At 64.2% G+C, this 12,695-nt stretch carries 11 protein-coding genes; 2 read left to right on the top strand and 9 right to left on the bottom strand.

From position 1 onward, the window contains the following. Positions 1-14: 14 nt before the first annotated feature. Together ACZ5MJ_RS06915 and ACZ5MJ_RS06920 are read right to left on the bottom strand one after the other, a co-directional pair. Entirely contained in the window at positions 15-3,182 is a 3,168-nt protein-coding gene (locus ACZ5MJ_RS06915; protein ID WP_464223092.1) for a two-partner secretion domain-containing protein, read from the bottom strand. Positions 3,183-3,694: 512 nt separating this feature from the next. Beyond that, positions 3,695-4,690: a LacI family DNA-binding transcriptional regulator gene (locus ACZ5MJ_RS06920; protein WP_464223093.1), complete on the bottom strand. Its 996-nt coding sequence runs from the start codon at positions 4,688-4,690 to the stop codon at positions 3,695-3,697. 254 nt (positions 4,691-4,944) lie between these two features. Here ACZ5MJ_RS06920 and ACZ5MJ_RS06925 point away from each other — a divergent pair, with 254 nt between their 5' ends. After that, the gene (locus tag ACZ5MJ_RS06925) at positions 4,945-6,093 is read left to right on the top strand and encodes an L-talarate/galactarate dehydratase (protein ID WP_464223094.1); all 1,149 of its coding nucleotides are present in this window, start codon (positions 4,945-4,947) and stop codon (positions 6,091-6,093) included. A 36-nt stretch (positions 6,094-6,129) separates the two neighbouring features. Beyond that, on the top strand, positions 6,130-7,086 hold the full coding sequence (locus tag ACZ5MJ_RS06930) for a Bug family tripartite tricarboxylate transporter substrate binding protein (RefSeq protein WP_464223095.1): 957 nt from the start codon (positions 6,130-6,132) through the stop codon (positions 7,084-7,086). 16 nt (positions 7,087-7,102) lie between these two features. Here the strand turns inward: ACZ5MJ_RS06930 and ACZ5MJ_RS06935 are convergent, their stop codons facing one another. From ACZ5MJ_RS06935 to ACZ5MJ_RS06965, 7 genes are all read right to left on the bottom strand, one after another. Beyond that, a complete protein-coding gene (locus tag ACZ5MJ_RS06935; RefSeq protein WP_464223097.1) occupies positions 7,103-7,621 on the bottom strand; it encodes a hypothetical protein in 519 nt (172 codons plus the stop codon). 84 nt (positions 7,622-7,705) lie between these two features. Continuing rightward, on the bottom strand, positions 7,706-8,743 hold the full coding sequence (locus ACZ5MJ_RS06940; RefSeq protein WP_464223098.1) for a transporter: 1,038 nt from the start codon (positions 8,741-8,743) through the stop codon (positions 7,706-7,708). A 109-nt stretch (positions 8,744-8,852) separates the two neighbouring features. Beyond that, positions 8,853-10,616: an ABC transporter ATP-binding protein/permease gene (locus ACZ5MJ_RS06945; RefSeq protein ID WP_464223099.1), complete on the bottom strand. Its 1,764-nt coding sequence runs from the start codon at positions 10,614-10,616 to the stop codon at positions 8,853-8,855. A 321-nt stretch (positions 10,617-10,937) separates the two neighbouring features. Beyond that, entirely contained in the window at positions 10,938-11,357 is a 420-nt protein-coding gene (locus ACZ5MJ_RS06950; RefSeq protein ID WP_464223100.1) for a DUF1801 domain-containing protein, read from the bottom strand. Between the two features lie 42 nt (positions 11,358-11,399). Continuing rightward, a complete protein-coding gene (locus ACZ5MJ_RS06955; RefSeq protein WP_464223101.1) occupies positions 11,400-11,810 on the bottom strand; it encodes an SRPBCC family protein in 411 nt (136 codons plus the stop codon). Continuing rightward, positions 11,807-12,130, bottom strand: a complete 324-nt coding sequence (locus tag ACZ5MJ_RS06960; RefSeq protein ID WP_464223102.1) for an ArsR/SmtB family transcription factor — start codon at positions 12,128-12,130, stop codon at positions 11,807-11,809. Before ACZ5MJ_RS06960 ends, ACZ5MJ_RS06955 begins: the two co-directional genes overlap by 4 nt. A 234-nt stretch (positions 12,131-12,364) precedes the next feature. Continuing rightward, a complete protein-coding gene (locus tag ACZ5MJ_RS06965; protein ID WP_464223103.1) occupies positions 12,365-12,649 on the bottom strand; it encodes a hypothetical protein in 285 nt (94 codons plus the stop codon). Between the last annotated feature and the right edge of the window lie 46 nt (positions 12,650-12,695).

Raw genomic sequence — 12,695 nt, forward strand, 5'->3', positions numbered from 1 at the left:
CGCCGAAGATGCGGTCACAAGTTGGTGACCGTCGTGCCGGCTTCGATGCGCACCGCGCCGCCGTCGATCAGCCCGCTATTGGAGACCGCCTGATCGGCCCGCAGGGTATTCGACAACTGGCCGTACAACTCGCCGGAGTTGCTGAGGTTGCGCCCGTGCACGTCCAGGGCCTGGCCGGCGCCGATGGTGCCGGCATTGTTCACGTCACCCGTGGTGCCCAGCGTCAGGTTCTTGCCGGCGGTAATGGTCTGCGTATTGTTGAAGTCGCTGACGAGCTTGACGTTCACGTCGCCTTGCGACCGTACCGTGCCGTCGCCGGTCAGGCTCGTGCCGGTCACGCCGAGCGTCTGATTGGCCGATAACAGGCCGTTGGTGTTGGTGGTGGCGCCCACGTTGAGCTGCGCGGTACCGCCCGACGTGACTTCGCCGCCAGTGTTGTCCAGGCTGTTGGTCGTGGCGGTGAGGCCAGTATCGGCGCGCAAGGCGCCCTGGGTGTTGTCGATGCTGTTGGCGGCCACCTTGACCGTGCCGCCTTCCATGCCGAGCCGATTTGTGTCGGTACCAGCCAGTGTGTTGCGGTTGATGACCGTGCCGGCTTGCACATCGAGCGTGCCGCCGGCATGGGTGAAGCCGGCAGTATTGTTCAGGGTGTTCGTGATGCGCAATGTGGCGTCGGCATTGGAAGCGACCTTGCCTCCTACGTTAGCCAGACTGTCGCCGGTGAGCGCCAGCAGTCCGCCAGCCACCACCGTGCCGCCGGTGTTGCCCAGCGTTGTTCCGGTCACGGTGACTGCCTGCTGGCCAGAGATCATGCCCGCCGCATTGTTGAGGGCGCCGGTGTTGAGGCTCATGGCCCCATTGGCCACCGTTAGCCCGCCTTGGCTGTTGTCGTAGGTCTGGCCGTGGGTATCGACTGCCATCGTGCCGGTCGCCTGCACGACGCCTGCCTGGTTATTGATGGTGCCGGTGCTGGCTTGCACGTTGGTGCCTGCGATGACGCCATGGGAGTTCACCAGCGCCTGCCCGCCGATGTCGACGTACAGGTTCTGGGCCGCCTCGATCTGGCCGTAAGTGTTCGTAATCAGCCCGCCGGTCAGCGTCATGTCCGTGGCCACCAGCGTCTTGCCGTTCGTGTTGTCCAATGGCCCCTGAATCGTCAGGCTGCCCTGTGCTGAGCCGATGTTGCCGCCCTGGTTGTTGACTTGGGTAGCGCCGACCATTGTGGCGCCGTTGGCGGCGAGCGTTCCCCCCTGGTTATTCACGGTGCCGAGCGTATGCACGTCCAGCGTACCGGCGCTGGTGACTGAGCCGCTCGCGTTCTGAAGGCTGGCGCCGGCAATCGACGTGGCGCCGGTGCCGCCCTGGATTTTGCCGCCGGCATTGCTGAGTGCCTGATTGCCCGCGTCGAGCGAGACGTTCTGGCCTGTCATCTGGCCCTGGTCGTTGGTGACGGCGCCCCCGGCCACGCTGAGATCGCCCGTGGCAAGTGCGTTGCCGGCGGTGTTGTCCAATGCGCCCTGAACCGTCAGGCTGCCTTGTGTCGAGCCCAGAGAGCCTCCCCGGTTGATGATGCTGGCCCCTGATATGCTGGTGGCGCCAGTGCCGGCAATCGTGCCGCCGGTGTTGTGCACGGTTTGCGTCGCATCGACCACCAGGCCAGCGCCGCTGGTGGCCGTGCCCCCTTGGTTCAGTAGGTTGGCGCCTTGGATCGTGCCGCCACCAGCGCCCGCCACGATGCTCCCATTGCGGTTGTCGAGTGTGCCGCCGGCCTGGACCTGCACGGCATTACCTTCCAGGCGCGCATTCTGATGCTGGATGTCACCTGAGGCCGACAGGTTGGCCGTGCCGTGCGCAACAATGCTGCCGTTGGCCAGGTTCAGGTTCGGTGCCGACAGGTTCGAATCGGCCCCACTCACGATGGTGCCGGCGGACTGGATGGCAATGCGCGCGGCGATGTTGGCCGTACCGGGACCGGTCACGTTGGCGTTGGCGTCCACTCCGGCGCCGATCGTGCCATGGTTGGCAATGCGGTCGGCCATGCCCAGCAGATCGGTGCCGGCGGCGATGACGCCACTGTTCGTCCACTGCCCCGGCGTACTGGTGCTGATGCCCCCGCGCGTGGTGACGGTGCCGGCGTTGTCGACGTTGGTCCCCGATACCGAGGCATTGCCCTGTGCTTGCAGGCGACCGCTCGGCACGATACGCACTTCGCCGTTGTTGTCGAGCAGGATGTCGCCGGTGCTTGCCACCACATTTCCGCCGATATTGAAACCAAGGCCCTTTTCCGTGCCGATGAGGCGCACCGCGCCCGCATACATCGACCCCAGCGCCGAGGCATCGAGCGCCAGCACCGGCGCGGAGCCGTTGCCCGCCTGCGGTGTGGTGGTCAGGCTCTGATGGTCGATCTGGTTGGCACCCGTGATCGCGTTCAGGTGGTCAGCCCACACCTGCGCGTTGATCGTAATCGAGCGTGAGAGCAGGTCTACCTGCGCCTGCGGACTGGCCAGGCCCTGGCCGTCAATGGCAATATTGCCCTGCTTCACATCAAAGCCTGCAAGGCTGCCATCGGGGCCGTACAAGGCGCGCCCGGTTGAAAGCGTGAAGCGGTCGGCGCCAATCGTGCCACATCCCGAACAGGTAATACCGGCAGGATTAGCGATCACGAGCGTGGCCCGGTTCCCGGCGATTTCTTGCATGCCAAGGATCTGCGACGGGTTGGGTACGGTGACCTGCTGCACGATGGTCCCCGCGTAGCTATTTCCTAGCTGCATGTTTCCCTGCACCCAGCCGGCAATCTGCGTCTGGCTATTTCCCCCCGAATTATTCAGCACCACGCCGGAAGGCCCGACGTTGTACTGAATGAAGTTGTTAACGCTGGAACCACCGGGACGGTTCGGTGGTGCGATGTTCACAATGGGCGTTCCATTCGCGGCGCTGGTGACATAGGGATGCGCGCCTGGCGCGCTCTTGTCCACCTGGATTGGAAGCGTCTGCGCCAGCACCGGCAGCCCCATCATCGCCGCCGTCAAAGTGGTGAACCACAGCACCGGCAGGAATATGGTCGCCGAGCCGCCGCACGCGCTGGCGTGGTGGCCCTTGACGCGCCCAGTGGCGCATTCTTGTACGGCGACCAGCATGCCACGCACGGCATTGAAGACGAGACGATAGAGCTTGGTGTTCACGCTGATTTTTCTTTGAATTCAGATCGCACGCAGCAGGCAACAGCAGGCGGGAATCCAAACGAGTGGGGTCAACCATCGGGGCGAAATTTAGAACATAAGGCGATGCCCAGAGTGCAGGATTTAACGACCTCGTTTGCCGTTATGTCTCTAGGATTTGTCCTAAATCTCGCGATTCCACCGCGATATTTCGGGAGACTTGATCCGGCAGAAAGCCGCGCATCCACATACACCAGCGAGCCTATCGACACGGGCCGTGGTTAGTCGATAGGATTAATTCGCAAATACGTGCTGAAATTTCAGATTTACAAATTGCGCGGGTGCGCGAGGGCCGCGATAGCGAGGATCAGCGCTATCGGGATATTGGTGGGATGGTGCGAATGCTGAAGATGGCCGGGCCGTTAGTCCGGCCATTGAGTATTCATTTGGGGGGCGCAGCGCTTGCGTAGATAGCCAGGCACTTCCCAGGACTCGACGTTGATGGACCCGTCTTCCAGGCCAGCGTCGACGACGCCTCACGTCGACCCGCGTTCGATGATGCGAAAGCCGACGTCGATAACGGGCTGGGAAACGGTCTTGCCGTGGCAACGGTCCAGCAACAGGCGCGCCGCCAGTGCGCCGATGGCGGCCCCGTCCACGTGCACGGTCGTCAGCGACGGATTCAGGTGTGCCGCGAAATCTGCATCGCCGAAGCCGCAGATCGCCAGGTCCTGGGGAATGCGCAGGCCGCGCGCGAGCGCCTCGACCATGACGCCTTGCGCGAGTTGGTCGGAGCTGCAGTAGATGGCCTGGATGCGCGGATCCTGTTCCAGCAGCCCGGCCAGCGCCTGGCGGCCCAGGGCCAGGCTGCTCGGTGCCGGCACGACCACGGTGGGGACGTCATGCCCAACCGTCGAGATAAAGCCTTCGCGCCGCACGGATGCGCGATGATCGTCGCCGGTGGCAATGCCCAGGTGGCGCCAGCCTTTGCTGAGGAAATAGCCGGCAATGGCGCTGCCGACTTTCACGTGCGAAAAGCCCACGGTCATGTCGACCGGGCGGTCACTGAGATCCCAGGTTTCGACCACCGGGATGCCCGCCCGGCGCAAGCGCTCGCGCGCAGCCGGGGAGTGGACCAGCCCGGTGACAACGATGCCGTCCGGGCGGCGGCTGATCATGGTGCCCAGCAAGGCTTCTTCCCGTGCGTGGTCGTAGCCCGTCTGCCCCAGGATCAACTGGTAGCCGGCCGCGTCCAGCGCGTCGGTCAGCGCCTTGACCGTTGGCAGGAACTGCGCCACCGCGATATTCGGCACCAGCGCGGCCACCATCAGGCTTCGCTTCGACTTCAGGCCGCCGGCGAGCAGGTTGGGGATGTAGCCGGTCGCTTCCACGGCCTGCCGCACCCGCGCGATGGTCTTCTCCGACACCATGCCGGGATTGCTGAGTGCGCGCGAAGCGGTGATCAGTGAGACACCGGCTTCGCGTGCGACGTCATGCAAGGTCACGGATTTCGGCGGGGTGGTATTCGTCATGCGGGTTCTGACTCAGGGTAAATCGCTAGCGGCAACGTCGCTCCGGACCGTTGACGCGCCAAAATGACAACGTTAGCATTCGTCCATTCTTCACGGCAAGGGCGATTCCTTGCCTGACAGGAACTTGGTGCTGCCCGAAATAGCGTATGACGGATGGATTATATCAATCTTGTTCGCCCAAGAATGATAACGTTGTCATTCTGATGTAGGCGGCAGCGCTGGCGCGACACATCTTTTCCTTTGCAGGGCATGCCATGACCACTCCTACCGCTCAATCCGCCGACGCCATTGCCTGGATCCGGCTCTCATCGTGTTACCTGCCGCTGGCCACGCCGATCAGCGACGCCAAGGTCCTGACGGGTCGGCAGAAGCCAATGACCGAGGTGGCCATTCTGTTTGCCGAAATCCGCACGGCGCAGGGCCATGAAGGCATCGGCTTCAGCTATTCCAAGCGCGCCGGCGGTCCGGGGCAGTTTGCGCATGCCAGTGAAATTGCCCCGGCGCTGATCGGCGAGGATCCCAATGACATTGCCAAGCTGTGGGACAAGCTGTGCTGGGCCGGCGCCTCGGTCGGGCGCAGCGGCTTGTCGACGCAGGCGATCGGGGCGTTTGATGTGGCGCTCTGGGACCTGAAGGCAAAGCGGGCTGGCCTGTCGCTGGCAAAGCTGCTGGGTGCCCACCGGGACGCCGTGCGCTGCTACAACACGTCCGGTGGCTTCCTGCACACGCCGCTGGACCAGTTGCTGGTCAATGCGGCAGCCTCGGTCGAGCGCGGTATCGGCGGCATCAAGCTGAAGGTGGGCCAGCCCGATCAGGCACTCGACATCAAGCGCGTGGCGGCCGTGCGCGAGCAGTTGGGGGATGCGGTGCCGCTGATGGTCGACGCCAACCAGCAGTGGGACCGCCCCACGGCGCAACGCATGTGCCGGACCTTCGAGTCCTTCAACCTGGTCTGGATCGAGGAGCCGCTCGACGCCTATGACCACGAGGGCCATGCCGCGCTGGCGGCGCAGTTCGATACCCCGATCGCCACCGGCGAAATGCTGACGAGCGCGGCCGAGCACTGGGACCTGATCCGCCATCGCGCCGCCGATTACCTGATGCCGGATGCGCCGCGCGTGGGGGGCATCACCCCGTTCCTCAAGGTCGCGGCCCTGGCCGAACATGCCGGACTGATGATCGCGCCGCACTTTGCCATGGAGCTGCACGTGCACCTTGCCGCGGCCTATCCCCGCGAGCCGTGGGTGGAGCACTTCGACTGGCTGGAGCCCCTGTTCAACGAGCGGCTGGAGATCCGGGACGGCCGGATCGTCGTGCCGACACGGCCGGGCCTGGGCGTCACCATCAATGAGCAGGCCCGCGCCTGGACGCGCCACCAGGCCGAATTCGGTGACCGCGCCTGACGGGCGCCGCCATCCCCCAGACAAAGGAGACAAAACATGAAAAAGCTGATTGCGTCCATGCTGATGACGGTAGCCATGACCGGGGCGCAGGCGGCGTGGCCCGAGAAGCCCGTCACCCTGGTGGTCCCTTTCCCCGCAGGCGGCTCAACCGACAATGTCGCACGCATATTGAGCGCAAAGTTCCAGGCGCAGTTCGGCGGCAGTTTCGTGGTCGACAACCGGCCCGGAGCGGCCGGCATGATCGGTGCCGCTGCCGTCAGGCGTGCGCCGGCCGATGGCTACACCGTTTTCGTCTCGTCGCTGGGGCCGTTGGTCATCGGCCCGCATCTGTCGAAGAACGCCGGCTATGATCCGCTCAAGGACTTCGACTACATCAGTGTCGCGGTGCAGGCGCCGAATGTACTGGCGGTGCCTGCCAGTTCCCGCTTCAAGACCATCCAGGACGTCATCGCCTTCGAGAAGGCCAATCCCGACAAGATGACGTTCGCCTCCGCCGGAAACGGCACCAGTGACCACCTCACCGCAGCATTGTTCTGGCAGCAAACCGGCACGACCGGTGTCCACGTTCCATACAAGGGCGGCGCGCCGGCGATGAACGACCTGCTCGGCGGACAGGTCGACGCCACCTTCATGAACATCAATACCGCGGTCCCGCATATCCGGGCAGGCAAGCTGCGCGCGCTCGCCATTACCAGTGCGAAGCGATCGCCGATCCTGCCCGACGTGCCCACCATGGACGAGTCCGGCATCAAGGGGGTGACGGTCTATTCGTGGCAGGCGGTTGCTGCGCCCAAAGGCCTTCCCGCGGAGATCAAGGCGAAGCTGCATGCCGCGACCGTGGCCGCGCTCAATGATCCGGCAGTCAAGTCAAGATTGCTCGACGTCGGCTTTGAGATTGTGGCCAATACCCCGGAACAGTTCACCGCGTTCCAGGCCTCGGAGTTCGCCCGCTGGAAGCAGGTCATCGAGGTGGGGAAAATCACGGCGGACTGACCTTGGCCGGCAGCGCTTACTTGCTGCCGTCGCGCGCGTCCCCACCAAGCGGATCGACGATGATCATGGTCCGGTCCAGCACGCCCCGGTCGTCAAAGTACGCGCTGAAGTGCGCCGGCTGATACGCGCCGGCGTAGAGCCGGTAGGACCATGCCTCGCGTTTCATCAGGGGATAGTACTGGACCGGCTCGCGCGGCTTGCCGAAGTGCTCGGCAACGTCCTGCTTGGTCCAGACGCCTGGGCGGGCCTCGTAGATTTCCTTCTCGGTCAGCATCTGGCGGAAGTTGGTCAGCTTGCCGCCGGCGTCGAAGTCTGCCGCATAGACCTCGAAGCCCAGCGGCTGCTTCGAGTAGATCCACCGGCTGGCGCCGTTGGCGAGCTGGTAGGTCTCGGATGGCGTACCGAAGGTATCGCGCACGGCGCTTTGCGGGCTGCCGAGCATCTTCTGGGCGGTTTCCACGGGCTGGAGCATGGCACAAGCGCACAGCAGGGTTGCGGCCGTGGCGGCCAGCCAGAAGGACAGGCGATGGCGCATGATCGGACTCCGGAAAGTGCGGCGGATGCGAACTAGTTCAGCATAGCTTACTTCGCGCGGGGCAGTGCGTCGCCCCGGCGCTGCCTACCCGGCCTGCTTGCGGAACGCCCAGCGCCCGGCCAGCACCGTGAAGCTGGCTACCAGCGCCACCAGCACCCAAAAGCCGTGCGGGTGATCGGACAGCGGGATGCCGCCCACGTTCATGCCGAAGAAGCCGGCCACGATGTTGATCGGGAGTGCCAGGACCGTGACCAGCGTCAGCGTGAACAACGTGCGGTTCGTCTGCTCGTTGAGCTTGGCGGCGATTTCTTCCTGCAGCAGCTTGATGCGTTCGACCAGCGCGGCCAGGTCGTTGAGCACGAGCGAGAATTCCTCGGTCGATTCGCGCAGCTCCTGCAGGTCCGTTTCCTGCAGCCAGGCCGGCGGCCGGTTCAGCAGGCGGAAGAGGGCGCCGGGCTCGGGCGCCAGCAGCCGTTGCAGCCGCACCAGTCCGCGCCGCATCGAACCCAGGTCGGCCCGGTTGCCTTGCAGGCGCTGCGACAGCAACTGGTCCTCGATCTGGTCGACGTTCACGCCCGTCTCGCGCACGATCTGCACCAGCACATCAGCCTGGTCGCGCAACAGGTGCACCACCAGGTCCAGCGGCGAGCGGAAGGCCTCGCGGCGCCGCACCGCCTCGCGCAGACGGTCCACGGAACGCAGTGGCCGGGCGCGGGCCGTCACCAGCAGGCGGTGGTCAGCGTGAGCCCACAAGGTGGAGATGTCCGTGGATGTGACGCCGAAGTTATAGATCACGTCGTTGACGACGGCCAGCAGCGCGGCGTCCAGGCGCTCGATCCGCGTTGAACGGGAGCCCTGCCGCAGGGCCTCGAAGAATTCTTCCGGCAGGGCCAGCTGGCCCTTCATCCAGCGTTCGCAGGCGCTGTGCGACAGGTTGAAGTGCAGCCACAGAAAGGGGCGCTGGTGTGCCTGGTCCGGCGCTGCCGACGGATTCTGCCGCAGCCACGCTGCCGCGGCATGGGAATCGATCTCGCGCACCGGAGCGCCGGGCTCGAACAGGAAACCGCTGACCAGACCGACCGGATCCGAGCCATAGCCGGACTCGACAATGCCCGCTTGCATGCAAACTTCCTCCCCATCCAATGTGCTTCGCGTGACGTTAGCACACCACGGTGATGGTTGAGGATTACGCCATCGGCGCCGGGGATTCCCGTGGGTAGCAGCGCGACGGCTACCAGCCAAAGCGATAGTCCCTGGTCGGATGCAGCCACCATTTGCCATTGCCGGGCAGTTCCAGCACCTGGTGGTGATACTTCAGCAACGTGGGCCGGTGGCTGACGCTGACCAGCGTGGCCTGCGTGTCGGCCAGCAACTGGTACAGGGCCTCCTCATTGCTGATATCCAGGGCACTGGTGGCTTCGTCCAGCATTACATAGCGCGGCTTTGCGAGCAGCACGCGCGCGATGGTCAGCCGTTGCTGTTCGCCAAGGGACAGCACCTTGCTCCAGTCCACTTCCGTGTCCAGGCCGCCGAACCTGCCGGCAATGTCCCGCAGGTTGACCGTCTCCAGCAGCTGCACAAGGTCATCGTCAGGGATCTTCCGGCCAAGGTGGTTCGGGTATAGCAACTGGCTGCGCAGGCTGCCGACCACCATGTAAGGGTGCTGCGGCAGGAACAGCATCTCCTGTGGCGTGGGCCGCACGATGCAGCCCGTGCCGCTGTTCCACAATCCGGCGATGGCCCGCATCAGTGAACTCTTGCCGCCGCCGCTGGCGCCGACGATGAGCAGCCCTTCGCCCGGGTTGATCGACACGCTGAGGTCGGTGACCAGCGTTCGCTCCTGGTTCGGCGTTCGCAGGGTGACGTGTTCCAGCGCCAGGCGGGAATCACGGATGGCTTCGATCGTGCTGGCTGGTTTCAGCGATGCTGCCGGCTTGCCGGTCAGGGTGTTGGCGAACGTGTCCAGGCGGTCCAGCCCTGCCACGAACCGGCTCAGGTCTTCAAAGTTGTCGACGATTACCGTCAGCGCGTTGAGCACGGCTGTAAACGCCCCGGCGGCGCGGATGGCGCTGCCGACTTCGAGCTCGCCATCCAGCACGCGTGAGGCGACGATGGCGCTGGGCAGCAGAATGGTCAGGAAGGCATATCCGTACCGGAACATATTCAGGCCCAGCTGCCACCTGATGAGCCGGTTGAAGTTCTGGAACGCCCTGGCAAAACGGCCCAGCACGTGCGAAGACTCTTGCGGTTCACCCCGATAGAAGGCGATGGATTCGGCGTGCTCGCGAACGCGGATCAGGCTGAAGCGGAAATCCGCCTCGCGCTTCAGCTGAAAGAAGTTCAGGCCGATCAGCACGCGCCCGAAGAAGAAGATCGATACAAAGGTGCCGGCGATGGCGTAGACCACCAGGAAGTAGACCAGCTCCCTGGAAATCAGCCAGAGGACGGCGCTGAAGGCAATGAGCTGCAGCAGTGCGCCGATGGCGATCGACAGGAAGAAGAGGGATTGCCGTGTGAAGGTGTTGATATCCTCGGCGATCCGCTGGTCGGGGTTGTCGATCGCGGTATCCGAGTTGAGTTTGTAGAAAATGCGGTTCTTGAAATACCCGTCCAGGTAATGGTGGGTCATCCAGCGCCGCCAGAGCAGCCCCAGCCGGTTTCTGATGTAGTGGTAGACCGCGTAGAGGGGGATTGCGACGATCAGGATGTACAGGCAGAGCCGGATCGAGGCCCAGAAGCGGTCAGCGTCCCCGGCCGCCAATGCCGAGGTGAACTCGCCGGTCTGCTCGTTGATCAGTACTTCGGCCTGGGTCTGGCCGAACAGTAGCAGGACCAGCAGCAACAGCAAGCCAGCGGCCGTCCATCGTTCGTGCGAGACCCAGTAGGGTTTTGCAATGACCCAGAAGCGGGTCCACACGTGCCGGGTGGAGGTGGCGATGCGTTCCCTTCGGGCCGAAGTGCGGTCGGCGATCTGCGGCTCTGGCACGGCGCTCATGATCCACCTCCCGGCGCTGAGCGGATTTGGTACGCGTCACATGGACTTCGCCGTCGGCAGGCTGGGGGACGGCGGAAAATCGTTCTTGAAATATAGCCAGCAAAGACGGTGCCCGGCTACTTCACGCAAGTGGCAACGCCGCATTTTTGCCGTGGCCGGCCGCGCGCGGCGACGATGGCGATGACGACCCAGGTGGGAGGTGATTGGCTGTGTTCATCCGGCGCCGGGGGGGGCGCCGTCCGTGGATGACCGGGGGGTGGATTGACGCAGTGGCCGAAGCTGATTCCAATCCGTTGCTGAAAGCGCGATACAGCTATTGCCTCATGCCGCTGCACGCTTGCTGACTTTCGTCCGAGCGCCCGCAGCCGCCTTCTTCTTCAGCTTGCTCTGATTGAATGCAATCGCGGCACGGACCAGGTTCTTCAGCGCGCGCGTGTTGACCTTGTCGCCATCGAACAGATCGATCGCTCGCCACTTGTTGCCGTCAAGGCCGGCGTTGAAGAGGTTGTCGGGATCCGGCAGGCTGGCGCCGTTGGTGAAGGTGACCTTCACCTTCTCCTTGTGGGCGTTGGCGACGGCGATCATGCCGTCGCGAGCCCATACCGGGCTGCCCATCCATTTCCATTCCTCGACGATCTCGCCATCGGCCTCAAGGAAGGTCTTGCGCAGGCTGGCGAGGGTCTTGCCGCGCCAGTCAGCGAGTCCTGCGATCAGCTCGTCGATATGTTCGGACGGATTCATCGATGCTTGCTCCTCGAATTGTTTTCGCGGGATGTTCCGCCATCATTCGATGCGCGCCAAGACCTGCTCCAGGGCCGCAAGGAACTTCGGCCATCCGCCCTTGGCGCCCTGGTAGGCCTGGCGCTGGTCGGGGCGGAAGCCCGCTTGCTCCATGCGCAGCAGGGTGCCAGTGCCCGTCGGGGTAAGCGTCCAGGTGACGACGCTTTCGAGGCCATACGCGTCCCAGGTGTAAGTCAGCGTCTTGTGCGGCTCGACTGCCAGGACCTGGCAATCCACGGCGCCCCAGTCAGCGCTCAGCTTGAAGCGGTGGTCCACGACAGGCTGGAAGTCGTTCGCCATCAGCCACTCCTGGATCAGCTGCGGTTGCGTGAGCGCGCGCCAGATCTTCTCCGGCGGATGAGGCAGGTCGCGTTCGACCACGACGGAAAGGGTTTCGTCCGATGCTTTGTTCATTGATCCATCCTCTTCAGCAGGTCTTCGAGACGATCAAACCGGCTTTGCCAGAAGCCGGCCATCTGGCTGGTCCAGTCGATCAGCGGGGCCAGGGCACCGAGCTGGGCGCTATAGTGCGTCTGGCGGCCTTCGTGGCGGTCGCGCACCAGCCCGGCTTGCTTCAGGACCCCGAGATGCTTGGAGACGGCCGGTTGCGAAATCCCGGCCCGTGCCGTCAGCGCCCCCACGGTCTGCTCTCCGTCGCGGCACAGCCGCTCGAAGATGGCCCGCCGGGTCGGGTCGCCGAGCGTTCTGAAAAGCACGTCGTGAGCGATCGGCATCTTGCATTGATAACTGGCTGGCTATGGATCTACATATAAGCAGCCCGATCTGTGGAAGTCAAGAAGAGCCTGTCACTTCCAGCTAGCAACGAGGGCGGGCTGCGACACCCGTCCTGGGTAGCGCATTATCCGAGTTGATCATAGCTGGCGGGTTATGTATCCCCCTCGGGCGTAAAGCCGGGTCGGATACGGGCATCGGAGCTGCCTGGCGCGATTCCGTAGCGCCTCTGCCGCTCAGGGCAAATGCCTGCCAGGCAATGTCGGTACAGGTCCGCGCGCGCCGCCCGGGCGCGCGGCATGCTGGGTGGCGCTCTGCCGGAGGCCTTTGCCCGGCTTTGACGAATCAAGTCTGCGGCCTTCGCCCGCATCCCGGCCGTTGATGCGGTGCGTCGGGCCGGAGAATGCGCCGATCCGGACTTCCTCACCCATCCCGCCAACAACATGCTGCGCGTGGGCAGCGCCTGAGACGGCAGTCAGCATGGCCAAGGCCATCAGGGAGATCGGGTGGAGGATTTTCATGGGCGCCTGCTTTCTGAGTTGTAAGGCCCGGGGGCCATCAATAGGG

This window comes from Cupriavidus sp. LA-1, assembly GCF_055385985.1.